The organism is Flavobacterium sp. R1_16, assembly GCF_057652095.1.
Map to the genome: position 1 here is coordinate 762,539 of NZ_JBYFCG010000001.1, position 26,173 is coordinate 788,711.

At 32.5% G+C, this 26,173-nt stretch carries 18 protein-coding genes and 1 tRNA gene; 5 read left to right on the forward strand and 14 right to left on the reverse strand.

The genetic code is table 11. From position 1 onward, the window contains the following. Positions 1–17: 17 nt before the first annotated feature. Both AC23L6_RS03225 and prmC read left to right on the forward strand, forming a co-directional pair. Positions 18–503, forward strand: coding sequence for a GNAT family N-acetyltransferase (locus AC23L6_RS03225; protein ID WP_487560859.1), 486 nt, complete (start codon positions 18–20; stop codon positions 501–503). A gap of 10 nt (positions 504–513) precedes the next feature. Then, positions 514–1,419 (forward strand): peptide chain release factor N(5)-glutamine methyltransferase, encoded by a 906-nt coding sequence (gene prmC / locus AC23L6_RS03230; protein ID WP_487560860.1) that lies wholly within the window; start codon positions 514–516, stop codon positions 1,417–1,419. A 36-nt stretch (positions 1,420–1,455) separates the two neighbouring features. Here prmC and AC23L6_RS03235 read toward each other — a convergent pair whose 3' ends face one another. Continuing rightward, entirely contained in the window at positions 1,456–2,700 is a 1,245-nt protein-coding gene (locus AC23L6_RS03235; RefSeq protein ID WP_487560861.1) for an ABC transporter permease, read from the reverse strand. 179 nt (positions 2,701–2,879) lie between these two features. Between AC23L6_RS03235 and hisS the strand changes: the two genes are divergently transcribed. Beyond that, a complete protein-coding gene (hisS, locus tag AC23L6_RS03240; RefSeq protein WP_487560862.1) occupies positions 2,880–4,250 on the forward strand; it encodes a histidine--tRNA ligase in 1,371 nt (456 codons plus the stop codon). Between the two features lie 75 nt (positions 4,251–4,325). Here the strand turns inward: hisS and AC23L6_RS03245 are convergent, their stop codons facing one another. The 12 genes from AC23L6_RS03245 to AC23L6_RS03300 all read right to left on the reverse strand — a co-directional run bounded on the left by AC23L6_RS03245 (position 4,326) and on the right by AC23L6_RS03300 (position 24,093). After that, on the reverse strand, positions 4,326–11,261 hold the full coding sequence (locus tag AC23L6_RS03245; protein ID WP_487560863.1) for a choice-of-anchor D domain-containing protein: 6,936 nt from the start codon (positions 11,259–11,261) through the stop codon (positions 4,326–4,328). 534 nt (positions 11,262–11,795) lie between these two features. Continuing rightward, on the reverse strand, positions 11,796–12,815 hold the full coding sequence (locus tag AC23L6_RS03250; protein ID WP_487560864.1) for a DUF6371 domain-containing protein: 1,020 nt from the start codon (positions 12,813–12,815) through the stop codon (positions 11,796–11,798). A 72-nt stretch (positions 12,816–12,887) separates the two neighbouring features. After that, the gene (locus AC23L6_RS03255) at positions 12,888–13,070 is read right to left on the reverse strand and encodes a hypothetical protein (RefSeq protein WP_487560865.1); all 183 of its coding nucleotides are present in this window, start codon (positions 13,068–13,070) and stop codon (positions 12,888–12,890) included. A 6-nt stretch (positions 13,071–13,076) separates the two neighbouring features. Continuing rightward, a complete protein-coding gene (locus AC23L6_RS03260; protein WP_487560866.1) occupies positions 13,077–14,045 on the reverse strand; it encodes an AAA family ATPase in 969 nt (322 codons plus the stop codon). A 152-nt stretch (positions 14,046–14,197) separates the two neighbouring features. After that, positions 14,198–15,091 carry a hypothetical protein gene (locus tag AC23L6_RS03265; RefSeq protein ID WP_487560867.1) on the reverse strand — a complete coding sequence of 298 codons (894 nt, stop codon included), beginning with the start codon at positions 15,089–15,091 and terminating at the stop codon, positions 14,198–14,200. A 5-nt stretch (positions 15,092–15,096) separates the two neighbouring features. After that, a complete protein-coding gene (locus AC23L6_RS03270) occupies positions 15,097–15,969 on the reverse strand; it encodes a phospholipase D-like domain-containing protein (protein ID WP_487560868.1) in 873 nt (290 codons plus the stop codon). Between the two features lie 31 nt (positions 15,970–16,000). Continuing rightward, positions 16,001–16,288 carry a helix-turn-helix domain-containing protein gene (locus AC23L6_RS03275; RefSeq protein ID WP_487560869.1) on the reverse strand — a complete coding sequence of 96 codons (288 nt, stop codon included), beginning with the start codon at positions 16,286–16,288 and terminating at the stop codon, positions 16,001–16,003. A 21-nt stretch (positions 16,289–16,309) separates the two neighbouring features. Then, positions 16,310–18,352 carry a site-specific DNA-methyltransferase gene (locus tag AC23L6_RS03280; protein WP_487560870.1) on the reverse strand — a complete coding sequence of 681 codons (2,043 nt, stop codon included), beginning with the start codon at positions 18,350–18,352 and terminating at the stop codon, positions 16,310–16,312. Next, complete coding sequence (locus AC23L6_RS03285) at positions 18,349–19,185, reverse strand: BRO-N domain-containing protein (RefSeq protein WP_487560871.1); 837 nt, start codon at positions 19,183–19,185, stop codon at positions 18,349–18,351. The genes AC23L6_RS03280 and AC23L6_RS03285 overlap by 4 nt, the downstream gene beginning before the upstream one ends. Positions 19,186–19,316: 131 nt before the next feature. Next, entirely contained in the window at positions 19,317–22,019 is a 2,703-nt protein-coding gene (locus tag AC23L6_RS03290; RefSeq protein ID WP_487560872.1) for a restriction endonuclease, read from the reverse strand. 527 nt (positions 22,020–22,546) lie between these two features. Beyond that, a complete protein-coding gene (locus AC23L6_RS03295; protein ID WP_487560873.1) occupies positions 22,547–23,965 on the reverse strand; it encodes a tyrosine-type recombinase/integrase in 1,419 nt (472 codons plus the stop codon). A 54-nt stretch (positions 23,966–24,019) separates the two neighbouring features. Next, positions 24,020–24,093 (reverse strand) — tRNA-Met (locus tag AC23L6_RS03300). Between the two features lie 142 nt (positions 24,094–24,235). Here AC23L6_RS03300 and AC23L6_RS03305 point away from each other — a divergent pair. Together AC23L6_RS03305 and AC23L6_RS03310 are read left to right on the forward strand one after the other, a co-directional pair. Continuing rightward, positions 24,236–24,628, forward strand: a complete 393-nt coding sequence (locus AC23L6_RS03305; protein WP_487562351.1) for an START-like domain-containing protein — start codon at positions 24,236–24,238, stop codon at positions 24,626–24,628. 63 nt (positions 24,629–24,691) lie between these two features. Beyond that, entirely contained in the window at positions 24,692–25,525 is an 834-nt protein-coding gene (locus AC23L6_RS03310) for an aminotransferase class IV (RefSeq protein WP_487562355.1), read from the forward strand. Here the strand turns inward: AC23L6_RS03310 and AC23L6_RS03315 are convergent. Then, entirely contained in the window at positions 25,514–26,074 is a 561-nt protein-coding gene (locus AC23L6_RS03315) for a YqgE/AlgH family protein (RefSeq protein WP_487562350.1), read from the reverse strand. The genes AC23L6_RS03310 and AC23L6_RS03315 overlap by 12 nt on opposite strands. Positions 26,075–26,173: the final 99 nt, after the last annotated feature.

Genomic DNA, 26,173 nt, shown 5'->3' on the forward strand with positions numbered 1-26,173 from the left:
AAGATTTTACTTTTAGAATGAATCATATAGTTATTAGAGAAATCCAAAAGCGAGATAATCCAGCAATTGCGGCAATAGTAAGAACGGTTTTAATGGAAATGGGTGCGCCAAAAGTAGGAACAGCCTACGCCGACCCACATTTGGATTTTTTATTTGAAACGTATTCTGAACCAAAATCAATGTATTTTGTTATTGAAAATAATGAAAAGATTATTGGCGGAGCAGGAATAGGACCACTTGAAAATGAAGAGAATTCAATTTGCGAATTGCAAAAGATGTATTTCTTGCCAGAGGCTCGTGGGATGGGATTAGGAACTCAAATGATGGAACGATGTTTGAAGGCAGCAAAAGATTTTGGATATAAAAAATGTTATTTGGAAACACTTCCTACGATGTTAGCCGCCCAAAAATTGTATCAGAAAGCAGGTTTTGAATATCTTTGTGAACCGCTGGGAGCAACTGGTCATACTTCGTGTCCCGTGTGGATGCTGAAAGAATTATAAAAATTAAAAAGTGCTAATCAAACAATACAAATCCGAATTTATCAAGCAACTTTCGCCTCTTTATGATGAAAGAGAAGCAGAGAGTTTCTTTTTTTTGATTTTAGAGGAGAAGCATCAGTTGAGAAGAATTGATTTGGCATTGCAAATAGATTTAGCATTTTCGGAATCGGAGATTCAAATTTGGAATGCGATTCTAAAACAATTACAACTTGAAATTCCGATTCAATATATTTTAGGAAGCACCAATTTTTATGGTTTAAAATTTGAGGTGAATGAAAATGTCCTTATACCGCGTCCTGAAACGGAGGAGTTGGTAGATTGGATTATAGAAAGTCAGAAGTCGGAAGTTAGAAGTCAGAAGTCAGAAGTTGCAATTGAAAATTTGAAAGTTTTAGACATTGGAACCGGCAGTGGTTGCATAGCTATTTCTTTAGCAAAAAATCTTCCTAATGCTGAAGTTTTTGCCATTGATGTTTCTGAAAAGGCATTGGCTACAGCCGAAATAAATGTTAAAAATAATAATGTTTCAATTCATTTTGTCAAAACAGATATTTTAAAAATTACTGATTTAGAGCAACTTCCAACTTCCGACTTCCAACTTCCAACTAAATATGACATTATTGTTTCCAATCCGCCTTATGTTCGGAATTTAGAAAAGATGGAAATTAAAAAAAATGTTTTGGACAACGAACCGCATTTGGCTTTGTTTGTAGACGATGATGATGCTCTTGTTTTTTATCGAAAAATAGCGCAATTGGCTAAAAAAAGTCTATCTGAAAAGGGACAATTGTATTTTGAAATCAATCAATATTTAGGAAAAGAAACGTTGGAATTGCTTGAGAACTTAGGATTCCAAAATATTGAATTGAGAAAAGATATTTATGGTAATGATAGGATGATTCGAAGTGAGAAGTAAGAGGTTAGAAGTAGGAAGTTTTCCATTTTTCTCAATCTACTCATACCGCAACGCCTCAATTGGGTCCAATCTAGAAGCCTTTAAAGCAGGATACGAACCAGAAACAACAGCTACGACAAAGGTAGTTATAAACGCTGCACTAATGGCTGCCCACGGAATCACAAAAATAAAATTCATAGCGGTCGCAATACCGTAGCCTGAGAGAATTCCTAAAATAATTCCCAGTAAACCACCCAGCTGTCCTATTACTAAAGTTTCCATAAAAAACTGTAAAGCAATAGTGCCTCGCTTGGCTCCAAGAGCTTTTCGGATGCCAATTTCTCGTGTTCTTTCGGTAACTGAAACCAACATAATATTCATTAGGGCAATTGAGGAACCAAAAATGGTAATGATTCCGATAACCCAAGCTGAAACGCCTAGGTATTGTGTAATACTCAGGATTCTATTTATCAAATCATCGCTTCTAGAAATTCCAAAATTATTGTCTTTTACAGGGCTTAATTTTCTCACTCTACGCATCATAGTGTAGGCTTCGTCAGTAGCTTGGTCTAATACTTCTTTTTTATCCACCATAACACTAATTTTATAGTTAATGTCGGGTGCCGTAAATAAAGAACGTGCCACCTGAATGGGAATCAAAACTCTTAAATCTTGACTGTTGCCAAAAGTCGAGCCTTTTTCTTTTAAAACGCCAATGACTTTAAATTTAGCACCACGAATAGAAAGTGTTTTGTCTATAGGATTGGTGTCTTTGAATAATCCTTTCTCAAAATCGGAACCTAGTATACAAGAATAGGTATTGTTAGCAATATCAAAATTGGTAAAATTTCTTCCTTGTGTGGTTTCCAAACCAGAGTTAGGAAGAAAATATTCATCAACACCTACTATGGTAATTTCAGGATCGGTTTTTTTAGATTCGAATCGTACTTCAGCATTTGAGGTTGCCGTAAATGAAAGCGAAGTGTTCGTGAGTGGGTAGTTGTATTTTTGTTTGAAGGCAGTAGCTTCCGGATAAGAAATGATAGGATTGTCAATTTTGTGCTCATTTCTACGTCCAATTCTTTCTGAAATATCATATTGTTCTATATTGAACGTGTTGGAACCCATGGAGGCAAAATTGCTTGATATTGTGTTTTCCAGAGCAGCAACAACAGTCAAAATACATACTAAAGCTGTAATCCCAATAGCGATAATTAAAACAGTAAGAATGGTGCGCAACAATTGCGTTTTGATAGAGCCAAGAGCAATTCGGACATTTTCTTTGAATAAATTCAGCATCATAGTAATTTGACACGAAATTACATTATTTGTTACAAGTTTGTTTTAGAAGCAAGTATTATTTATTTTAAAAATAAGATATTTGCAAAACGAAATAGGAAGTTAGAGATTAGAAATCAGAAGTAGTACAATTTGAAATTTTAAGCTTCTAACTTCCAACTTCTAACTTCTAACTTTAAAAAATGGCATCAAAACCAAGTATTCCAAAAGGCACTAGAGATTTTTCGCCCGTTGAGGTGGCAAAAAGACAGTATATCATATCGATTATAAAGAACAATTTCGAGAAATATGGTTTTCAACCGATAGAAACACCAAGCTTTGAAAATTCTGATACCTTGATGGGAAAATATGGTGAAGAAGGAGATAGGCTTATTTTCAAAATACTGAATTCTGGGGATTATTTAGATAAAGTATCTCAAGAGGAACTACAAACGATAAACTACAAACCATTAACTTCAAAAATCTCCGAAAAAGCACTTCGTTATGATTTAACTGTACCTTTTGCAAGATATGTAGTTCAACATCAAAATGAAATTGAGTTTCCATTTAAAAGATATCAAATACAGCCTGTTTGGCGTGCAGACCGTCCACAAAAGGGGCGTTTTAGAGAATTTTATCAATGCGATGCCGATGTGGTAGGTTCCAAATCATTATGGCAAGAAGTGGAGTTGGTACAATTATATGATGCTGTTTTTAGTGATTTAGGTTTAAAAGGCGTTACCATCAAAATCAACAACCGGAAAATTCTATCTGGAATTGCCGAAGTCATTGGTGCTAAAAATAAATTAATCGATTTTACGGTTGCTCTAGATAAACTTGATAAAATAGGAGAGAACGGCGTTAAAAAAGAGATGATAGAGAAAGGAATTTCCGAAAATGCTATCGAAAAAGTTCAACCACTCTTTAATTTTACGGGAAGCATTTCAGATAAAATCAACCAACTTTCAAATTTACTAGCTTCTTCAGATGAAGGAATGAAAGGAGTTGCGGAGTTACAATTTATTTGTGATAACGTGATAAAATTAGGATTGAAAGAATCTATTTTAGACTTGGATGTTACTCTAGCCCGCGGTTTGAATTATTATACAGGAGCTATTTTTGAAGTTACTCCACCAAAGTCTGTTGCCATGGGTTCTATTGGCGGTGGCGGAAGATATGATGATTTGACAGGCATCTTTGGATTGAAAGATGTGAGCGGTGTCGGGATTTCATTTGGGTTGGATAGAATATATTTGGTTATCGAAGAATTGAATTTATTTCCTGAAACAGTCGCAGCAACTTCCAAAGCCTTATTCATTAACTATGGTGAAAAAGAGGCTTTTTATGCTTTACAAGCTATTCAAAAATTGCGAGTTTCGAATGTTAAGGTAGAACTGTATCCTGATAATATTAAAGTTGGCAAACAATTTATGTATGCTGATAAACGCCAAATTCCTTTTGCTGTAATTGTTGGAGAAACTGAAATGAATGAAGGAAAGTTTGCTCTGAAAAATTTAGTTTCGGGAGAACAAGTCTTAGTTGATTTTGAAGAATTAAAAAATAGATTGTCATAATCTTAAATTGAACAAAAATAAAAAAGCTTCTCGACAGAGAAGCTTTTTTTACCTTTGATTTGGGGAAAAAAGGGTTTATTTGATGATGATCTTTTTATTGACATCACCTTTAGTTGTATGAACTTTTACAATATATGTTCCAGTACTTAAGTTGGTTACTGGGATTTCAATTTTAGTTTGATTCTCATTTTTAACATCCCAAGTGCGAATTGACTGACCTAGTATGTTGTATAGAGTAGCTGTTTTTACAGTTCTATCTAATGTGTCATTTTTGATAATAATTGAGTTGTTGTTAGTCGTAAATAACACCTCCACAGCCTTATTTTCATCAAAATTAGTAACACCTAATGCTGAATCATTTTTGAATCTCAATGAGAAGCGATCTGAAATTGTACCTGCTGGAAGATTTACTTCAAACGCTTGATTACGAATGTCGTGGTAAGTGCTAGTCAAGTTATCGTAGATATAAACATTTTGATTCGAATCAAGTTTTTCAGTTGCATCTAAGTTGAATTTCACTTTACCTTCAATTGCTGTTTTAACTCCTAAAGGATATACTTTTGAAGTATCAAAATAGCTGTCTCCTTGAATTACCAATTTGGTATTAGTATTTAAGAAATACATATCGTTTGGTTGAACATCAAGCAATGTTGCATCATATCCTGCATCGATTCCGCTAGTAGCATTTTCATTCATGAATCCAATTAGTAATTGTCTGTGGAAATCATTCGCAGAAATGAATCCTAGTCTAATTTTAGTAAATTCAGTTTCAGATGGAACCGCATCTTGCTTATTATTAAATTGATTATCAACAATTGAGCTAGCTGCTTGTCTGAATAAAGGATTAGAGTTTACAGCGTCATTTTCTTTGATAAATGCTCTTTGGTTATTGTTAAAGGTAATTGTTCCACCTGTTGCACTTCCGTTTACAAAGAATCCTTGACCAACTGGGATATATCTTCCAGGAACTCTTGAACTTGAGCCCGATGTGCTAATTCCAGCTGGAGCTACTGGAGCAGTTCCTCCAACAAGGTTTCTTGTTGCATATCCACCTTGGTACTGTACTAATATGTGAGAACTGTTTGTACTGTAATGTTCCCAGAAATAAAGTGTACCAGTTGTTGATGCTAAGTTATCATTAATGAATGCATTAGCATCTAAAGCACTTGGATATGGATTACCACTAAGATTAGAATTATTAGCCGCAATAGGACTCGTAATCGAACCATTGTTAGGTTTTCCTACGAAAGTATAGTTTTGAGTTGCCGTAGCAGCTGCGCTACCTTTCAACGTAAATCCTTGACCTGCTAACAAGCTTCCTGTTTGTCCAATTTTCGCCCAGTTTGCATATACAGGACTCACATTTTGGAATTTAAAAATCCAATAGCTACTTAGAGTGATAGGACTTGTTGCAGCTCCATCATAGGTTGGAACCCATGTGATGTTTTTAATATTATTTGGGTCAGTACCATCTTTCATTACACTATCAACTGTGTAAGGATTGTTGTTGCTTGTAGTACTCAAAGCTCCTACAGGTGATGACCAATAGTTATAGTTGAACTTGTTAGATTGACCACTTTGGTCTCTTTCAATCGAACCTGCGCTAGTTACTTCTAAATCTGAATTGATTGTTTGAACCAATTGTGATTTACCAACTAAATCAATTTTACCATCTAAGTCTAGATACCAATCATTTTGAAGTTTAGTATCATTAGTCATTTTAACCGTTACTCCAGAATCAACAAACATAGCCAAATCAGTACTATTAGCAGTCTCAGTAATATTGTGTTTTACTTGGATAATTGAATAATCAAAATCCAAAACATCTAGACCTCTGATGTCTTTTGTAGCATCATGAACTGCAGTTGAAAATGTTCCAGTTCTTATGGTTGTAAATGGCATAGGAGCTTGTTGGTAATTAATTACTTTATGGTTATACAATTTCATTCCAGTACCTGTATCGACAGATGCTGTTGTTAAATCGTCAACTATATCATCTTTATAAGTATCCATTCTGTAATATCTCAATACGTTTGCAAAAGGTAATGAACCAATATCTTTAGGAACAATTGCACCTCTCACTTGTGAAGCTGTATTTTGAATTTCTTGATACACCATTCTCTCTACTTGAGTGTTTGTTAGGGTGACGTTGAAAACTCTAACTTCATCAATTTTACCTTTGAAATAATTAGTATTTGTCAATGGATTTTTACCTAATGTTAGTTTACTAGCATCAGCAGCTATACTTCCAGCAATTGCCTGTGTAGCGACTAATTTTCCATTTAAGTAAAGTTTCAAACTACCATCACCGAAAGTTGCTGCAACATGATACCATTGAGATCTATTTAATGCAGTTCCAAAAGTTAGTGTTGTACCATTCACCACCGCTTGTAGTAATCTAGTGCTTGAAATTTTAATGTGGAATTTGTCTTGTCCCACAATAGTTCCTGCACTATTAAATCCACTATTTAAATCGATCCAAGCCATTAATGATGCATTAGCCAATCCGCCAAGTATAGCAGTATTTTCTGCATAATCATTTCTTCCATCAAAATCTAAGAATAATTTTCTATCTAGATCTCTAGGGGATCCTCTTAGAGCATCATCGGTGTCAAATGTATCAGTAATACCATCTCTATCAACATCTCCAGAGCCATCAATTTTTCCGTCTCCATCAGCGTCAAAACTTCCATATAATCCTGTTTGAATATCATTGACACCATCATCATTTGAATCCAATTGTAAATAATCTGATATTCCATTACCATCGCTATCTTGCGCGTAAGCTCTGAAAGCAGACCCAAATGCAGCTGAGTTGTCAAATAGATTTAGTAAACCATCACCTTCTGCGTCTAGACCATCACCTTTACCATCATCATTGATATCTCCATCACCATTTATAAGACCAGCCTCATTAACATCCCATAATGAATCGTTATCACTATCTAAATCTAAATGATTGTAAATACCATCTCCATCAGTATCAGGAATTACGTAAGTACTTGCAGAAATCATAGAATCTATGTAATCATTAATACCGTTTGCATTAGTATCTTTCCAATTTGCTACATTAGTTTTATCCATAGTAGCTGTGTTGTTGCTGTATTGTTTAAATCCACCTTCTTCAATATCTGGAATACCATCGTTATCACTATCAATATCAACAATGTCAGCAATTGCATCACCATCTGTGTCTACGCAGTTTTGGTTTATGATAATTTGTATGTCATCAATAAAGTTACCATACGATAATCCTCCCGTTGATGAAACGGCTGAAAATGCCAAGACGATTTGAGTTTGACCAACTGGAATAGCGAAAGTACCTGAATAAGAACCCCATGCAGTATTTCCATCAGTCATTGTTGCTACAGTTGCTACAGTTGCAAGAGTAGCACCAAATCGAACAGCTGCAGTATCAGTACCAGATCTTCCACGGTGTTTAATAGCCCAGTTGATAGTTCCTCCTGCTCCGTTCAAACAAAATGTCTGGTATAAAGTTCCAGGGATATTAGCATTTAATTCAGCGAATTGATTTCCAGCTGCTGCTGGAACGCCATTAAAACCAGTACTCCATATTTCAATAAAGTCTTCAGCACTTGTTTGCCAACCTGTTACATCTGAGGTGGGAAGAATTCTATAGGATGTTGCTGGTATTACTGGTAACTCAAAACTTCCATTAACAAATGGGTCACTCACACAAGTTCCGCATTCTACAGTATCTATAATCCCATCATTATCATCATCTTGGTCGGCGTTGTTTTCTATTCCGTCACCGTCATTATCTAGTAAACCTGTACCTTGTATCCTAAAAGTGTATGGGTTTTCGTCACTATCATTATTTACAATATTGATTGTTGCAGATCTTGTAAATACTGCACTTGGATTAAAAGTTACTGAAAATGTTGTACTAGAACCAGCACCAATTGTTAGGGTAGCTGGATTTGCAGATATACTAAATTCAGAAGCATTAACCCCAGTAATTGTTGGGTTTGAAATAGTTAAAGAAAGCGATCCTGTGTTAAGTATAGTAAAAGTACGAGTAACAGTCGCCAGGTTAATATCTGCTGGGCCAAAATCTGTTCCATCAGAAACTGAAGCTACCATATCTCCATTTGCAATTGAAAGGCTAAGTCCTTGAACATCTATTTCTCTTGGCGTTCCTGTTCCTTGAATATTAAAATTGTATGGATTTTCGTTAGTATCATTATTAACTATCGCAAAAGTTGCAGATCTTGTTCCTACTGCTGTTGGTATAAATCTAATAGTAAGTGTTGTACTACCAAATGCTGGAACTGTTGCTGCTGGTGCTGTTAATACAGTAAATTCGGAAGCATTAGTTCCACCAATAGTGATTGCTCCTAGAGTAAGGGTAATGTTTCCATTGTTATTGATGGTGAATGTTCTGGTTGCATTGGTAGAACCAAAATCAGTCCAATCAGAAGTTGAAGGTGTAATATCACCATCAACTATTGAAGTTGCATTACCCTGAATGTCAATTTCAGGTATTACTCCAAATCCTTGTAGAGCAAAAGTATAAGGATTTTCATTACTGTCGTTATTTGCAATATTTATAGTAGCTGTTCTAGTATTAATAGCTGTTGGAGCGAATGTTACTGTAAAAGTAGTTGTTCCGTATGCACCAACTGTAGAGCTTGGAGGAGTTGTAACAGTAAATTCAGAAGCATTAGCACCGGTTAATGTGATACTGCCAATGTTTAAAGTTATATTTCCAGTATTACGAATTGTGAAAGTTCTTGTTCCTGCAACGGTACTAAAATCAGTCCAATCTGATGTAGAAGGGGAGTTATCTCCACTATTAATTGAAATTGAATTACCTTGGATGTCTATTTCTTGTGCAACTCCAGTTCCTTGAATATCAAAAGTGTAAGGATTTTCATCAGTATCATTATTGTCGATAGATACAGTTGCTGTTTTTAATCCAACACTTGAAGGATTGAAAGTGATCACAAATGTTGTATTTGAACCAATTGCAACGCTTCCACTAGTTTCAGTGGTAACTACAAAGTCACCAGCATCTGCCCCAGAGATTGTAATTGGTCCAAGTGTAAGTAAAGCACTACCAATATTTCTAATGGTAAATGTTCTTATCACGTTTGTACCAAAATCAGTCCAATCCGATGTAGATGGAGTAACATCCCCACTCGTTATTGAGGTTGCATTTCCTTGTATGTCTATTTCAGGATAATTAATTGTTGCTACAACAGCAGTTCTAGGAGAAGAAGAACAAACGCCATTAACAGCCTCAACATAGAAAGTAGTAGTCGTTGAGATTACAGGTGTTACAAAGCTTGTTCCTGAACCTAACAATGTACCACCAGTCAATGAATCATACCAATTTAATGTTCCAATTGAAGCTGTTGCTCCAAGGGTAACACTTCCTGCTCCAGTTCTAGTTCTAGGTGTAGTTCCAGTTACTGTTGGAAAATTGTTTACAGTTATAGTTCCAGTAGCTGTAACAGCACCGCAACCTCCAGTGAGAGTCACCGTGTAGTTAAAAGTTCCAGATACAGTTGGAGTTCCAGTAATCGTTGCTGCGTTCGAGGCCCAAGTACCACTAACTCCAGTAGGAAGTCCGCTAAATGTTGCACCAGTTGCACCAGTTGTAGCATAGGTTATGTTAGTAATAGCAGTATTGATACAGCTGGATTGAGCATTAGTCCCAACAGCAGAAGTAAGTGTAGCAGTATTTGCAGGAGTAACAGTTATCGTTCCAGTAGCTGTAACAGCACCGCACCCACCAGTAAGAGTCACTGTATAATTAAAAGTTCCAGATGCAGTTGGTGTTCCGCTAATGGTCACTACATTAGAAGCCCAGTTACCATTAACCCCAGCAGGAAGTCCGCTAAATGTAGCCCCAGTAGCCCTGGTTGTAGCATAGGTTATGTTAGTAATTCCAGTGTTGATACATCTGGTTTGAGCATTAGTTCCAACAGCAGAAGTAAGGGCTATAGTATTTGCAGGAGTCACTGTTATAGTTCCAGAAGCTGTAACAGCACCGCAACCTCCAGTAAGAGTCACCGTATAGTTAAAAGTTCCAGAAGCAGTAGGAGTTCCACTAATGGTCACTACATTGGAAACCCAAGTACCACTAACCCCAGCAGGAAGTCCGCTAAATGTCGCACCTGTAGCCCCTGTTGTAGCATAAGTAATATTTGTAATTGCAGTATTGATACATCTGGTTTGAGCATTTGTACCAACACTTGAGGAGAGAGTAATAGTATTTGTAGATCCACAAGACCAAGAAATAATCACTTGTCCATCAGCGCCGTCACCACCATTGGTGAATATTGTACTTGACACTCTTTCTCCGGCACCACCACCACCACCACCAGGAATTGATCCAGAGTTTCCATCTAACGTACTATTTCCACCATTTCCGCCCATTCCTCCTCCAGCAGGAGCAGCACCAGCTGTTATAGTTGACCAAGTTGCAGCACCGGATGTTCCGTTTGCAGCAGTACCAGCAGAAGATCCACCAGGGCCACCTCGTCCAGTACTATTATTTCTTCCAGCACCACCTCGTCCACCAGAAAATTTTGTTGTTCCAACACCACTTCCTGCAGCACCACCATTACCACCTGCAGCACCAGAAACTAGAGTTCCTGAAATTCCTCCAGCACCACCTTTTGCAAGTAATACGGTTGTGCTATCAAACCATGAATCTCCTCCTGCAGTTCCATTACCAGTCGAACCTGTTCCTCCAGTTCCAACATTAACAGTGTAGGTAACACCAGGTGTAACAGAAATTGTAGTTGATTTGCTGTAAGCACCACCACCACCACCACCACCACCATCACGGTTTGATGCGTTTCCTCCACCTGCACCACCTGCACCCCAAGCTTCTACTGTTATGGTAGTAACACCGGCTGGACATGTCCAAGTACCTGATGAACTAAAGGTTTGTGAACTTTGTGTGAACCCTAAAGTAGAACATAAATAGAGTCCTATTAGTAGAATTAAGTTTCTGTATGTTAAAGTAATTGTTTTCATATCTTTTTTCCTCCCCGAAAAATGGTATTAGTTTTTTTTCTTTTTAACCATTCAAAAATATAACGGATAAATGAAACTACAAAATTTTTTATCGATTAAATGCATAAAATATCGATGAAATACATAAAATATGTAAAAAAGTAAGTAAAAAGATACATAAAATAACTTTTATCGGTATTATTTTTTTTCTGAATTAGTATAGTAAAAAAGAAATAAGTAAGAATTTACCTACTTAATAGTAAAAATAAATTCATAATCAAATAGTTGAGGTTGCTTTTAGTTTAGAAAATGGTGTTTTCTAGAATTTGAAGATTGTTTAGGATATGTAAAAAAAAATCTCTAAACAACAAATTGTCTAGAGATTTAATTTTGTAGCGAGAGGGAGATTTGAACTCCCGACCTCAGGGTTATGAATTGCGTTAAATCCCTGTATTTACGCTATTTTATATCAGTTTTGAATTAAAACGTATACTAAACCGTATACTGTTTTATAAATTGTTTAGACTTGATTATTGAACAAATATAAGTATTATTTTATACATATTTCTTAAGTTTTTCAAGATTAAATTGATTGTCAAATGAATCACAAAGACCGAAAGTTTCAATCAACAGTAATAAATTGGAGTTTATTTTTGAGAGTTTTACCACTTCTTTTTCATCTTTTGATAACTCTTCAATGCTTGTTCTGTTATTTACAGTAGAGAGGTATATATCTGCCAAATCAGTACCTGAATTACAATCTATATTTTCTATATAATTGCTAACTTTAATGTTGTAGCCTATCTTATTTAATTCATCTGCTTTTTGTTGCCAGTCTTCATATTCACTTTTATCAGGAAAAGCAATTATTTCTTTATTTTTTATCGGCAATAAAAGTTCTTCTTTCAAGTTTTGTTTGCTACCAGTAGCGAGCCAAACATATTCAGGTAGAAATAAACTCATCAATATTGCTGTCTTTTCAGATTCAGTTATAGCAATTCTATTAGATTCTTTCACTAAGTGTAAACCAAATAAACATTGCTTTAAGTTAAATTCATTTTGTTTTAGAATTGAGTGTACCCATGTAATATGAGGAAACGGTTCTCTTACTCTTTTGCATGTTTCTTTATCAAATAAGATAATTTTTCCAGCCCTGATTTTGTTGCAATTATCAATTTGCCAAAAAACAGTTGATCCTTCCCATGCTTTTGATGTTCCGATTTTGTATTTATTAAAAATAGTTTTGATTTGATTCTCCTCAAAAAAAAGATTTAGATAAACAAAAAAATTATTTTTGTGATATTGTTGCAACGATTTTTGTAGTATATCTAAAGGATGATAACTAGTATTCTTTATTGATTTTGTAACAAAAAAAAATTTTTGTTGTACATTTTTTTTTGTGTCATTATCAATTATTGGTTTTTTATAATAACCGCAACTTGTTTCTCTATCACATCTTCCATATATTTTATTTAAGTACATACCTGTCTCAATTTCTATAAAACATACAAATCTTTTTTTGTTACAACTTGGACAAATAAATTTTTTGCTGGATTTATCTAAATGATATTTCATATTTTTTTTATTCGTAAAACTCGTAGCTTTCGTAATTTTTTTTTCTTTACGAATATTACGAGTTTTACGAGTTTAATTTTTGAAAACATTCTTTATCAAATATTGAATAGCTTCTTCTTTTGATAAAATACTTTTTTTTGTTTTTGATTTATTGATTTTTTTTACTTCTAATCTTTTTCCAGCTAATTCCATAAATTTATGTTGCTCTTCTTTTGGAAGAACATCAAAAAAAGATATGAGGTTATTAGCTGTCAAAACAGATTATTTATTTTGCTCCAGAACGTTACGGACTGTACCCTCTGATATATATAACTGACGTCCAATTTCGCAGTTGTTCAATCCAACTTTGTTTAGTTCAATAATTTTATTATTGCGCTCAACAATATCTGTCTTTGTTTTTGGCAACAAATGTTCCTGTTCAACACTATACTCAATAAATTCAAACTGAAGGAAACTATTGATTTTTATAATTCGATATATTAAAATATTTTCAGAATGATAAACTTTAGAAACATTTCTTTCTTTAATCTGTTTGATATATCGAAGTTCATTATTTAGGAAACTTTCCCCTATTGCAAAACTACTATCACAAAAGTTCATGATGTTTTTGCTCCCTGAAACATCGTTTTTTGAAATAGGCTTACTAGGTTCTCTTTTGGGTGTATGTGCCAAGACTAATATTGAAACATCCTGTTTCTTTTTCAGAATATTTAATATTTTCATTAAACGCAAAGCATCCTTAGCTTTTTCTGTTTCGTTTTTTAGGTAGGTAATGTTATCGACAATAACGACTTCCGATTGATGGAATTTAATTTCGGATTCTAAGGATAATAATAACTCCTCTTCAAAGTCAGTGTTGCTATTACGAAGTTTTTCTAAATCTAATTCAGAACGAAGAAAGTTTTCATCAAAAATGTAGTGGTTGGTAAACTCTTCTGAATAACGATTTTCAAATTGTTTAGCAGTTAATTCAAAATCTAAATAGAGGACTTTTTGAGGGCTACACTCATTTACTAGATTAGCTGTTGATATGCCTTTGCTAATGCTATTCGCAATTTGTACACTAAGGATTGATTTTCCAAGATTAGTGTCCGAAAAGAGAATACAAAATTCTTTTTCAAACCATAATTCTCCAAATAGTTTTTTTGGTATTGGATTGTTCTTTGCAAAGTCAATCCAACTGTTGGTTGACATTGTTTTAAAAATAGAATGCTTTTGTTCCATTTCCATTTTTACATCTGTTTTTAGTTTATCAGTTGTCATAATTAATTTTTTAAATTATTTTGACAAATGTTTATAAAAACAGGATAGAGAATAAAAAAGTGAGCCTGAAACTCCATGTATTCAGGTATTTTCAGGCTTAGTCAGGGAGAAATTATTTTTTATTGATTATTTATCATCTTTTCAAAGACTAATTCAAAAGATTTTCTCTTCAATAAATAATTTTTGTCTTTATTAGAAAAATTTGGAATACTAAAAATTGAATTATAATGTGCAATATCTTTTCCACCAAATAATTCTTTCAAACTATCATAAATTTTTTGATAGTCACCATGATTTAATATTAAGATAGCCTCATCTTCTAAATATTGAATCAAATACCTCAAAGAAACCCCTTTCAAGTTTGAAAAATGAGTTTTTATTTTTGTTTCTATTTCGTCTTTGTTACCACGTCTTATAAAATCTTTAAAAGGTTTTATTTCAGTATTAGTTTTGTTAGAGTTTGCTTTTTTTGATGTGTACTTTTTTAAAATTTCAGAATTTAAAATATCATTGATAATTTCAGTTTGAGTTAATATTATTGGTTTAATATCTATTAATTTTTCAATATCAGTTAAATGCGTGCATAAAGATTGATTCTGGATTAAAAAAATCGACTTTGTTATTGAATCTTTAATAGGAGAATTAGTCTCAAAATGTTGGACTAAGAGATCTGAACATTTTTTATAGAATCTTAATTGTTCTAAATATTTGTCACAAAAGAATTTAAAAGCGTCAATATTTTCTGAATTTTTTAATTCAATGACTTCAAAACAATTTTTTGTTAGTTTATTTCTCTTAATTATAAAATCTTCTATTTTTAATTCGTTTGGTGCAATTATCAAATTTGAATTGTTATCTATCAATATTATCTTATCTAAATAAATATCTATGTAATCATTTATTTCTAAATCAATTAAAAAGTCATTTTCAAATATTGTCGTTGGAATAAAAAAAATAAAATTATTAAATATTTCAAGTATTAATTCGTTGCATTTTGAATTTAAGTCAGACATTTTAGTTATAAAATAGGATTAGACATTGATGTTCTACCGTTAGAAAATTTCCCAGTTCTATGACAATATTTTTCAGGATAATTCCAATTTTCATAAATAACCCATGACTGATAAGCTTCATAACTAAATGGTCTCGATGGGTCAAACGGGATTCTTACTCCAGTTCTAATGCAATACCCTAACTCTTGATTATTATTTCTATTATAATTTTGGTTTCTAGTTTTCGGCTCATTAACGGTTTGAAATTCTTCTCTTGTTGGTTTTACATCGGTTTGAAATAACTCATATTCAAAATCATTGTAAAATTTTTGTTCAAAGCTTCTGTTTCGATATAATGCGTTTGTTTGGTCAAATAATATTACATGACCGAGATGTTTTTTTGAAAGTCCTAAATTGGTTTTTTTGTAAAAAGGTCGCTTAACAAAAACACAAGGATTACTTTTTATGACCTCATTTGTTGAGTTCATGGAATCCGTATATAATTTATCTATGGTTAATTTTGAATTAGGAAATGAAATACCATATTCAACGTTGCCAGTCATTGATTTGCCTAACAAGTTTAGCGAAGTCAATAAAGCTTCGTTTTCGTTTGAATAATACTTTGCATGAAGATTATTGCAATAGATAATAACGATGTTTTCAAAGTCTTTGAAAAACTCCAAATCATCTTGATTTAAGCTTCTTTGTGTTTCTCCCTCATTTTTGCCAAAGACAATTATTATCTCCAGTTCGGGACTGTTTTTAAGTTTGCTAAAAATCTTTTTGCAATATTCATCCAATCTTATGAAAGGGGATAGTATTATTAGTTCTTTGTTAGCTTTCCATATAATATCTGTTAGCTTTTCATCTAATGCTTTCCCAGTAAAAAAATCTGCCATTTAATTGTAATATTTATTTTTGTTTTGTTAATCAACGATTAAGAATAATTAACGATTTCATTATTTCACCTCTTTTGTAATAAACACGATTTCCTATACCGTAGGCTGTAATCTTTCCTTTCTTAGTCCAACTCCATAAGGTCGTTAATTCAACTTTTAGAAATTTTGCGGTTTCTGTTCTAGTTAATAATTCGTCATCATTTTGATTAGAAATTAAAGTTGCAATCCTTTTTTCTAGTTTGTCAACTAATTTTTCAGCAATGATTTCAGTTAATTCTTCAACTGAAATATCTTCTATTTGAACAAGTTCTCTTTTCATGATTATTCTTTAATCAAGGAATTAAAACGCATTAAATTTATCCCCTAAATAATGTTTCAAGTTATACTTTTTGGTAGTATCTAATGCTCTTTCTAAACAAATGAACTTCTTATCTGTATTGGTTTTGAAATAATCTACTGTATCGGCATTAATTACTACATCAAGACAAATCAAAGTTTCTTTTTCGCCATCACTTGCAAGTTGTACTTCATTGCTTGCAAACTGGGTTTGCAAACCTAGTTTGTAGTTAAGATTATAACTGTTTTTCAGTAATATCTCGGTTAACAGTTCTGATTTGTTGAACGCATTGACTAACTGTGCTTCTTTCGTTGCAATGTATTGTTGTAGGGTTGCAACGTTCTCTGCTTCGGTTTTTTCAGGGTCAGGAGCAAAATCTACTCTAGGGAAATTTGACTTTTGCAATTTGAACACTTTAAACCCTAATCCTTGCAAGGCATCTTCTTTTTTATTGCCAGTAAATAAATCAGGCTGTTTACTTTCTTTTTCTTTTATGATATTTTCAATAACTCTTTTGTTGCGCTCAATAGTAATATCACTTATTTTTTTATAGCCTGCTTTATATGCCTCACTTTTTTCGGAGGTTGCTTCAGGCATTTGGATCAAAATAAATTTTCTATTAGAGTTCTCTTCAGAATTTAATTTAAAAATTGCATGACCTGTAGTTCCTGAACCTCCAAAATAATCAAGAAAAATATCATTATCATCAGATTTAATAGAACCAAGTAATAGCTGTATTAAAGAACTAGGTTTGGGGTAAGAAAAGTAGCTTTTCCCATCGAATATTTTTTCTAGTTCAATCCCTCCATCACTTTTCATTGAAATTATTGACCTCAATAAAAAACTCTCTACTTCATCAAAATATGTTACTGAACTTGGTTGTGTATTTTCGTCTTTACTAAACCAAATTTTACCACACATATAACTACCATCATGTAATTCAACTATATTTTGATATTTTCCATCTTTAAATTTTGCTGCTTCATCAAATGTTTCCTTTTTCCATCTCCAACCTCTATCAGGCACTTTTACAACCATTCCTGTTTTTGGATGTATAACATCATATCTAGGACCAAAAGTATCGGCGTTTGGCCAACTCATATTTATTTTACCCCACAATCTATAATTATCATCAAGCGAATTATATAAAGTTATACCTCTATCAAAATCATTTTTTTTATAAAGTTTCTTTATTTGACTTTCTGCATCAGGAATTGAAATCTTTTGCTTTTTCAATTTTGAAACTAGATTTGTCACATCATCTAAACCTCCTTTTCGCATAGTAAATTCATGCTTTATCAAAGCATCTTTTACATAGATTAAGATATATTCGTGGATATTACCAATACCTTTATCGTTTTTTGGAACTCTTTTATTCCAAGTTATACATTCTATGAAATTTTCTTCTCCAAAAACTTCATCACATAATTTTCTCAAGTGATGTATCTCGCTATTGTCAAGGGAAATAAATATTACTCCATCATTTTTTAATAGTTGCCGACTAATGAGTAAACGGCTATACATCATATTCAGCCAATTACTATGAAATCTACCATCTGTTTCAGAATTTGTATCAATTATTACTCCATTTTCCATATACTGGGAATCTTCCCAATAACTTTTTTTATCTTGTGAGAATATATCAGAATATACAAAGTCCTTATCCTTGTTATATGGTGGGTCAATGTAAATGCACTTTATTTTCTCACGGTAACTTTGACTTAATAGTTTTAAGACTTCAAGGTTTTCGCCCTCAATGATAAGGTTTTCACTATTGTTTGGATTAACGCTTCGGTCTTCGTCAAAAACTAACGTTGCATTGCTAGGCGTGAAAGCATTGCGCTTGGCTTGGCTTTTGCCAAACCAACGAAATTCATAACGTTCGGTCTCATTAACCAATTCAGGATTAACCGCTTTTTTAATTTCATCAATATTCAAATTACCCTCATTGGTAAACCAATCAGGGTATAGTTGTTTTAAGGTTTGCAAACGTTCGTTGTTCCAATCGTTGCTGTTTGGCATGAAGTCGTTTATGCTTTCCATCATTGTAAATCCTTATTTTTTTTGTTGGTCAAACCTTTGGCATTTTTGCCTGTTACAATTTTGTCGCCAGTTTTGGCTTCAATTTCTTTTCGGGTATTGCCTGCAATGGTTCCGCCTTGCTTGGCAATTATTTTACTTTCGTTAAATGTTTTTGGCTGTTTCTTTTTAGAAATTTCGGTTGTTGTTGCTTCTGCCAACATATTAAGTACCAATTCAAGATTGGTCATGTGGTCTCGCAGGTTCTCTTTTTTGAGGTCTTTTAACTGCTTGTACTGTTTGGTGGTAATGCCAGTCCAAGCCTTTGTAATTTCATCAGTAAGTATGGCATATTCTTGCCCTTTTTTAACCCCTCTTTTATCCCATTCATCCGTTAGTTCCTTGCGAACTTCAATACTTTTTAAACGTTGGTTTATCCATTCTTTAGAATATCCTTTTTTGAGATAGGTTTCCATTAAGCGGTCAATACCAATTTCAGGGTCTTCAATTTCATCAATTCTTTCACGCCCCATTTTGGCTAACCAAAGTTTAAAGGGTTCTGCTTTGGGTGAGGGAACGGATTGAATTAAACGAAAAAGTTGCTCGGTATCAGCTACATCGGTCATTCTCATTTTTCCGTCAGGAGCTTGCATTTTCAAAGCGTGACAATTCGTCACGGTTTCATTTCCCTCTGCTTTAAGTCGTTGTTTTAGTTTTCTCCAGTAGGCAGGAGCATCAACGCTTTCGGTTAAAACTGCCATAACATCAATTATGGAGAAATACCATTTTTCTTCATCATCATTCCAAACAGACCGAACTTTTTGGGTCTCGAATAGTTTTATACTTGTTTGTTTTTCCATAATTGTTTTAATGTTAGGTGTACGTTGTTATCGTACATCTTGTTTTCTTGAAAATTTCTACTGATTTTATCAGTTTGCTAACATCAGCAAAGTGATAAATCACTACCATTTTCCTGACGTTGGGAAAATGGTTATATGAGCGTATTTATTGTTTTATCTGCTTCGGTTTTAAAGAAACTATATTCTTTTACTGGAGCTTTGTATTGTACTTCTAATCCCAATTTTTCAAAATGCTTAATAGCACATCTTATTTTGTAAATCTCACTTTCTTTTAAAGCTTTTTTGTCATTGATGTCATTAGTTCCTTTGGTTTCAATCACAAAATAAAACTCGTTTTCATTGCCTTCTTTTAGGTTTTTGCGTTTCATTACTAAACCAAAATCGGGTTCATAGTCTCCAATAGGTGTTTTGATTTTATACCAACTTGGCAGTTTCAAAAAACAAACTACTTCTACATCTTTATCAGCATCCAATGAAAACTTTTTTTCTACATCACTATCAATAAGCATTTTATCGAAAACGCCTTTATTAGGGGTTGCAACGTACCCTTTGTCGGAAATGTTTTTGACAAAATCATTAAACTCAAAAGGGAAACTTTCTCCGGTTAATTCATAGTTTAATCCTCTAATCATTTCATCTAGTTCAGCGTTACGAATGATTGCGGAAGCTTCGTGAATGAATTTAGGTGGATTTTTAACCACTTCTTTAAGATTAGTCAATTGCTCAAATATTTTGAACATTGAAGCATAACTTAATCCTGTATTTTCACTTAACTCTTCAATTAAATCTAGTGGAGTGAAATTTGTTTTTTGTTTTACATTTTCCGAACCTTGAAAAGTATCTTGTTTTCCCTCTTCATTGATTGAATCAATCAAAAAACTAGATGCTTCAATGACAAAATCAGGAATTGTAATTTTATTGATTTCCTCAACGGCACTTTCAATCAAACGCTCTTCATCAAAATTGACTGTGTATTCTGTTTTTTTGGCTAAAGCACTCCAATATTTTCTGAAAGCTTTGTCAATATTTTCATTTGTATTTCGTTTAAATTTTACTTCATCAGTTTGAATCCCTTTATGGTTGTGTGTCATTCCTGCACCTGCATTAGTAGTGCCATAAACTGATTTAATTTCTTCTTGATACTGGGTTACAAATGTTTCATAAGTTTCATTAGGAATAACCGTTAGTTGGTTTATACGCTCACTATCATCAACATCAATTGCATCGTAAACTCTTTGACCTTTTTGATTAACACAAATACGCAAACCTCTACCAATTTCCTGACGTTTTTTGGTTTCTGAATACGAATTGTTAAGTGTTGCAATGTTGAAGACATTTGGATTATCCCAACCAACTCCTAGAGCCGAGTGTGAAAATACAAATTGAACAGGATTAGACAAGGTTAATAATTCCTCTTTTCCTTTTAATATCAATTCATAAATTTTGGCTTGCTCTTTTACACCACCCTCATTGTCTGCAAATTCGCCACTTGATTTTTGTGCGAAATAATAACCTTGAACACTTTGTATATGTTCATCAGTTGGAGTGTTTCCATTATGATATTCAGGATAAATCGCTTTATATTTTTCTACAAAAAGATTTTTGATAATTGGTGTTTCTCCAATGTAGTTTGCCACTCGGTCAATGAATATAAGCGACAAACATTTTATTTCTTTGGGAGCTAATTTTTGTGATTTTGCAAAATGTCTGTGAATTAACCACTCTATTTGCAACGCCCAAATATTTTCTAAAGTTCCTGAAATTTGTTTTTCTAAAATTTCTGCACCATTAGAAAAAGTAACAGTCCATTTTCCAGTTTTTAAACTTTTGTTGATGTTGGAAATTGTATAATTCAAATAACTAGGGTTATTTGTTTTTTCTCCCAAATTATCTCCATTGCAAAGCCAACCACTAACTTTAAATTCGATTTTGTTAGATGTTTTACTTAAATGCCATGCTTTCAATTTTACTTTTGGGTCTCCCTTTCCAAATTGTATGTCAGCCAATTCAATTTTTAAAGTTGCTTCGTCATTTTTTTCGGTTACTGTTAGTACTTCAATTTTCTTAACCAAACCCTCTTTGTAGCTGTCGTAAGGGGTTAATCTATAAATCAAATTCTTAACGACTTTATGTGTTGCCGAATAACGAATTTTATATAATGGATTGAGCTTTGCAATTTGAGTTATGGAATTGTCGGTATCCATTCCCTCTTGTGGTTCGTCCATTATAATTATTGGATTGGTTTTGCCAATGGCTTCAATAAAAGGAATATTGTTAAATAAATCTTCCCTTTGTGCTTGGTTCAAAATTTTATCTTCTGAATTGAAAGAAGCCAAAGTCATTATCATTACTTGGGGATATTGTTCCTCGATGAACTGACTAACTTTTTGAAGTTTTTTGCTGTCATATTCAAAAGCATCAGGTTTAAAACCATAAATGCTTTCGAGTTGCCTTTCAAAAGCTTTAAATGTTCCAATGATATTTTGACGAATTGCAACTGATGGAACTAAAATTATAAACTTTGTAAAACCGTATTCTTTGAAAAGTTCAAAAATAGTTTTGATGTAAACAAGTGTTTTACCTGTTCCAGTTTCCATTTCAACGCAAATATCTCTATCATTTGAAAGCTTTGCAATTTCCTCTGAAATACCGTTTTCTAGTAGTACATTTTTAATGTTATTTTTAATATCAACAGTAGTAAGTTTAGTAGTGTTTGAACGAATGCCCTCAATACAAGAATTGTCGAAATTATTTTTATCAGTACCATCAAAAATTTTCACAGCCGATTGGATTGCTATATCTTGATAGTTAAGGTTTTCTAACTTAAATTCCATTAAGGGAGATTGTTTGAAGGTTAAGTGTAAATATAATTAGAAAAAGATTATAATTTAAATTTCAAATAATTGATTTTATTTTTTTTTAACATTACTTTTAGTATGGAAATAAATGAAAAATTTATGATGAATTAGATAAATAACTAAATTTGCAAAAAGAATTTCAAATTTTTCTTTTACAAATAAATGATATATTCAAATCGATTATAATTTATTTGGATAAATTTTTTAGGTTTTGCCATACAGTGGAGGCAATGTAAAACAAACACCATCAACGCTTTTGTTTGTTTCCTAATTTTTTTAGGTTTTGCTATACAGCGGAGGCAATATAAAAACAAACACCATCAGTAATTTTGTTTGTGACCTAAATTTTTAAAGTAAGTAAATCTTTTAAGGGAGTAAGCTTAATTTTTTTATTTTTTTTGCTATTCCTAAAATTTTTTTGTTTAGACTTTCCTTATTTACAAGGCTTAAAATTGTTTTTTTTGATATTTTTTGGACAATGTTTTACTTAAAATTGCACTAAATTATTTAAGCAAGTTCGAATAGTCTTCAGGCAATTCTGCATCTATGTCACGAAGATATTTTTCCAAAGCAACAAATGTTGAATGACCTGTAATAAGCATTAAATCACTTTTAGTAACTTGTTGCGAGCTTGTTTCTCTCAGTTTTCTATATAGTCTTGTAATAAATGTGTGTCTAAAACTGTATAATCCGTAGTCTTTGTTTAAGTTAAACTCTTTTTTGACTACTTCATTAAAACGTTTTGAAAAATAATCTCTTCTATTATTTTCTTCTGCTTCCCAATTCATTCCAAATCCATCTGGAGTAAATAAATAAGTTTCAGGATCATATATTTTTAAATCAGGTAAATCATTAACTAATATTTCTGGTATTATTTTGACTTTTATAGGCTTGTTTTTTGCCCTTACATATAATCTACGTTCCTTAATATCAACATCTTTTATTTGTAGTCTACAAACTTCAATTGGTCTAAGAAAGCCGTATGAAATAAATTTAATGAATAGCAATAGTTGCTTGTCATTTGTTTCAAGATACTTGTATATATTCTCTTGAATTGAATCACTAAATGTTTTGTTTCTCTCGGGAATTGATTTTAATACCTTGATTTTAGCTATGAAATTATTTTCAATGTATTCGTTATTTTCAAGTTCATTGAAAAATGAGTTCAGGTCTGTTCTGTAATTATTTCTATTTCTTGGACTTGTTTTTTGTAGAACTTCATTTAAAAAATCAATAACATCTTTTTTTGTTATTGAAGTTATTGGTAATGATTTGTCGGGTAAAAAATCCATAAATCTCTTGATTCGTAATTGATAATTACCAAACGATGTCTTATTCATTACGTTTTGTTTTAATTTCAGAGTTAATTCAAAGGCTTCTCCGATAGTTGTTTGTTTTGAATTTACAGTTGGGGTAAGACTAGTCTTTTCATTTTCAATGATTTGAACTGGTGTTGTTTCTTTATTTTTTGTTGTTTTTGGATTACTAAGGAGTTCATCCAAATAGCTGAAATCATTACTCGAATAAGGATTAGCACCATTTTTTAAAAGTAATTCGAGGGCGTCTCTCATTGTGGTTAAATAAATTAATCTCTCTCTTTTGGTTTTATAAGAATTAGCATAACCTTTTATGGGAGTTTGACGTTTTAATAATCCTGTTTCGGGACATCTAAAACTATAATATATATACCATTCCTTTTTTAATGCTTTGTTTTGGTCTGATACACTATAAAGCTTCCATTTAGTTACGTCAACACCGCCAGTATATATCTTTGGAAATGAAAAATTAGGTTTTGACATGATTTTTTGCTTTGAAAAGTGATTAAAATACTCTGCAATATAAAAGAAATTTTGTTCAAAACCGTATACTGAATCGTATACTAAATCGTATACTTTGTGTAATGTTGGTAGAAAAGAAGACATAAAAAAAACGGTTTAGATAGTCTAAACCGTTTGTTTTCAAAGATTTGATTTTAGTAGCGAGAGGGAGATTTGAACTCCCGACCTCAGGGTTATGAATCCTGCGCTCTAACCGACTGAGCTACCTCGCCATTTTGTCGGCGCATCCTTTAATGCGGGTGCAAATATAGAATATATATCATAGGGAACAAATAGTAAGAGAAAAAAAATAATTTTAAAAATGCTTTTTTTTTGATTTAATATTTATATATTTCACAAAAATAAAATAACAAAATGAACCTTAAATCAAGATACGAATTGGAATTCCCAATTAATTCTTCACCACAATTGCTATATCAGTATATATCAACACCTTCGGGATTGTCTGAATGGTTTGCTGACAATGTAAATTCAAGAGGAGAATACTTTACTTTTATATGGAATGATTCTGAAGAGAATGCAAGATTATCATCAAAAAAAACTGGTGAGAAAATTAAGTTTCGATGGATTGACGAAAATAAAAAAGATACAGATTATTACTTTGAGCTCAAAATACTTGAGGATGAGATAACTAAAGATGTATCGTTGCTGGTAGTCGATTTTGCTCAAGAAGATGAGTTGGAGGAGGCTAAATTATTATGGGAAAATCAGATATCAGATCTGAAACATGTTATAGGTTCTGTATAGAAATTACTTTTTTTAAACTTATATTTGTCCCGTCTTATTCTAAAAATGAGACGGGATTTTTTTATGATTAATTACAACGGACAACTATTTTCTTCTGAAACTGTTTTATCAAATTCTAATCGCGGATTTCTATATGGTGATGCTGTTTTTGAGACAGTAAAAATAGTTAACAACAAGATTCTTTTTCTTGAAGATCATTATTTTAGGCTGATGTCTGCAATGCGGATTGTGAGGATGGAAATTCCGATGAATTTCACAATGGAATATATAGAAGAGCAAATTCTATTGCTTGTAAAAACTTTGAATTACTCCGATTCTGCAAGAGCCAGAATAACCGTTTTTAGAGAAGATGGAGGTAATTACTTACCAGAAACCAATTCTGTTTCGTATTTAATTTCTGCGACTGAATTGCAAAATAAATACTATTTTATTGAGAATAACTATTATGAGGTAGATTTATACAAAGATTATTATGTTGCTAAACAATTACTTTCATCAATAAAAACTACGAATAAAATTATAAATGTAACTGCAAGTATTTTCGCAAAAGAAAACGGCTTGGATAATTGTTTACTTATTAATGATACTAAGAATGTAATTGAAGCATTACAAGGAAATTTATTTATGCTTATAGGCGACAGACTAATTACTCCGCCAGTCTCTGAGGGATGTTTGAATGGTATTATGCGTAAACAGATTATAAGTTTAGCGAAAAGAATGGAAGGTTTAAGTATAATTGAAGAACCAATTTCCCCATTTGATCTTCAAAAAGCGGATGAACTATTTATAACCAATGTTATTAAGGGAATACAGTCAATAACTAAATACAGAAAGACTGTGTATAAAACGGATTTTTCCAACAAGCTTTTGGTTGAATTGAATACTTTAATTCAATAGTGGATTTTCAGGTGCGTTAGACCATATAATATAGTCTCCACCTAATTCTAAAATTTTTTCTTTCCAAAAATCGGTGGTAGATTTCCCTATGATTTTATTTTGATATAGATTTTCTGCAATGATCCATGAGTTTGTTTCCATTTCATTTTCTAATTGCATGGTTTCCCAACCTGTATAACCAAGAAAGAAACGAACATTATCTTTCTTTATTTTTCCTTCATTTATTAAATTTCTGGTCAATTCAAAATCACCTCCCCAAAAAATTCCACTAGAAATTTCGATGCTGTTGGTAATTAATTCGGGAACATTGTGAATGAAGTAAAGATTGTCTTGTTCCACTGGACCACCATTATAAATTTTGAAGTTCGCATCTATATCTGGAACTAGATCTTTAATAGTGTATTTTAAAGGTTTGTTTAGAATAAATCCTACAGAGCCTTCTTTGTTGTGTTCGGCCAATAATATGACAGAGCGGTTAAATGATATATCGCCAATTATAGAAGGTTCTGCAACGAGTAATTGCCCTTTTTTTAATTTTTCTGAAATCATTTTAGTGTAATTTTTAATAAATTTAACACATTTTTTTTTAATTGTGCAAATAAATTCTGTAAAAAATAAAAAAGTCTTCCAATTTGGAAGACTTTAATG

Excerpts from the sequence above, each read along its gene's own strand:
- AC23L6_RS03245 (WP_487560863.1), bottom strand. The coding sequence starts at position 11,261 with ATGAAAACAATTACTTTAACATACAGAAACTTAATTCTACTAATAGGA.
- hisS (WP_487560862.1), top strand. The coding sequence starts at position 2,880 with ATGGCATCAAAACCAAGTATTCCAAAAGGCACTAGAGATTTTTCGCCC.
- AC23L6_RS03315 (WP_487562350.1), bottom strand. The coding sequence starts at position 26,074 with ATGATTTCAGAAAAATTAAAAAAAGGGCAATTACTCGTTGCAGAACCT.
- AC23L6_RS03305 (WP_487562351.1), top strand. The coding sequence starts at position 24,236 with ATGAACCTTAAATCAAGATACGAATTGGAATTCCCAATTAATTCTTCA.
- AC23L6_RS03250 (WP_487560864.1), bottom strand. The coding sequence starts at position 12,815 with ATGAAATATCATTTAGATAAATCCAGCAAAAAATTTATTTGTCCAAGT.
- AC23L6_RS03275 (WP_487560869.1), bottom strand. The coding sequence starts at position 16,288 with ATGAAAAGAGAACTTGTTCAAATAGAAGATATTTCAGTTGAAGAATTA.
- AC23L6_RS03235 (WP_487560861.1), bottom strand. The coding sequence starts at position 2,700 with ATGATGCTGAATTTATTCAAAGAAAATGTCCGAATTGCTCTTGGCTCT.
- AC23L6_RS03260 (WP_487560866.1), bottom strand. The coding sequence starts at position 14,045 with ATGGAAATGGAACAAAAGCATTCTATTTTTAAAACAATGTCAACCAAC.
- AC23L6_RS03265 (WP_487560867.1), bottom strand. The coding sequence starts at position 15,091 with ATGTCTGACTTAAATTCAAAATGCAACGAATTAATACTTGAAATATTT.
- AC23L6_RS03225 (WP_487560859.1), top strand. The coding sequence starts at position 18 with ATGAATCATATAGTTATTAGAGAAATCCAAAAGCGAGATAATCCAGCA.
- AC23L6_RS03285 (WP_487560871.1), bottom strand. The coding sequence starts at position 19,185 with ATGGAAAAACAAACAAGTATAAAACTATTCGAGACCCAAAAAGTTCGG.
- AC23L6_RS03270 (WP_487560868.1), bottom strand. The coding sequence starts at position 15,969 with ATGGCAGATTTTTTTACTGGGAAAGCATTAGATGAAAAGCTAACAGAT.
- AC23L6_RS03280 (WP_487560870.1), bottom strand. The coding sequence starts at position 18,352 with ATGATGGAAAGCATAAACGACTTCATGCCAAACAGCAACGATTGGAAC.
- AC23L6_RS03310 (WP_487562355.1), top strand. The coding sequence starts at position 24,692 with ATGATTAATTACAACGGACAACTATTTTCTTCTGAAACTGTTTTATCA.
- AC23L6_RS03295 (WP_487560873.1), bottom strand. The coding sequence starts at position 23,965 with ATGTCTTCTTTTCTACCAACATTACACAAAGTATACGATTTAGTATAC.
- AC23L6_RS03290 (WP_487560872.1), bottom strand. The coding sequence starts at position 22,019 with ATGGAATTTAAGTTAGAAAACCTTAACTATCAAGATATAGCAATCCAA.